The sequence below is a fragment of the Streptomyces sp. NPDC050743 genome (assembly GCF_044456925.1).
Taxonomy (GTDB): Bacteria; Actinomycetota; Actinomycetes; order Streptomycetales; family Streptomycetaceae; genus Streptomyces.
The window spans coordinates 1-1,138 of sequence record NZ_JBITGJ010000346.1 but is presented as its reverse complement, the minus strand read 5'-3'; the positions used below and the strand labels follow the sequence as shown (position 1 = coordinate 1,138).

Genomic DNA, 1,138 nt, shown 5'->3' with positions numbered 1-1,138 from the left:
CGCCGCGATTTGGCACAACTTCCAGACCGGGCAGACGGTCAGCCGGTCACTGACCGCCTACGACCACTGACCGTGTTCGGAAAGACTCGTCTAGGTCGGCGCAACGGCTTGGGCTGGAGTTTCAATGACCGAGTCAAGGGCGCATGCGGTACTCGATCAGTTCTTCTGGAAGTGATGCCGCCAGTCTGTCACCTGGCCCCCTACAGCATCCCATCCTTTTCCACCTGCACTGACGTCGGTGCCAGTCGGCGTTGTCTGTCAACGTTGGTCATCACCGGACGGCCCGGAGACGGCCCAGGGTCGACGAGTCGAGCCGTCGACCCCGGCGCTCCGCTCAGCACGGCTTGAAGCTCGGCTGAACGGGGCCGATCTCGCCGTTGGCCACCAATTCGTCCAGGTCTTCCGGTTCTAGGAACTCCAGGGCTTCCGGTTCGATGCCGTGGTACCGGTCCACGTCAAGCAGCCGCTGCACGAACATGAGGGCGAAGCTTGAGAACGGGCCATCGAAGGTCTCGCAGCCCTCTTCGTGGGCCATCGTGACGATCTTCCACCGGTCCGGGTCCGGGTCGCAGGGCAGGAAGAAGTGCTCGTCGCCGCTGTAGTCGTATCCCCAGGAGATCAGCCCAGCAGGTTCAGGGTGGAAGGGGTACGGGATATGCCCGGAGTCGCCGTGCCTCAGGGCCCTGTCTCGGCGCTCGGTGAACCTCTGGTGCGTCTTGTGCATGCGCTCCAGCAGCGGGCTTGATCCAGAGGGGTGGAAGACAACGAGCTCGCCGGATATGACCCCGCTGCCGTAGGCGTTCAGGAACGCTTTGAAGTCGCTAGGCAAAGCGGAGCCTACGTGTTGCTCGACTTCGTCCCAGTCGTCTGGGTTCGGTTGCCGGTGGGCAGGCGCCCCCAATAGGGCCTGCAACTCATCCAACGAGGACATGCACTGCTCCAAGGCTGGTCAGCGGTGTTCTGCGCCGCCAACTTTATGGATCAGCCGCCTGCCTGCCACGCCAAGGTCGGTGGAGCGGCTTTTGGGCGGGAGCTGCCATGGGGCGAGTGATCATGGCCCCGTAAGCTTCCGGCGCGTCGGGCAGTCTGTGGACCTGCCCGGTAAAGCACGACGTTGGGGCCATGATCTTCGAGGCTC

1 protein-coding gene is annotated in these 1,138 nt (G+C 63.5%); it reads right to left on the bottom strand.

The genetic code is table 11. The features are described from left to right. Positions 1-334: 334 nt before the first annotated feature. Positions 335-931 carry an SMI1/KNR4 family protein gene (locus ACIBJF_RS53550; protein ID WP_399185137.1) on the bottom strand — a complete coding sequence of 199 codons (597 nt, stop codon included), beginning with the start codon at positions 929-931 and terminating at the stop codon, positions 335-337. Between the last annotated feature and the right edge of the window lie 207 nt (positions 932-1,138).

Bases quoted from the DNA above. Each gene is read 5' to 3' on its own strand.
- ACIBJF_RS53550 (WP_399185137.1), bottom strand. From the start codon at position 931: ATGTCCTCGTTGGATGAGTTGCAGGCCCTATTGGGGGCGCCTGCCCAC.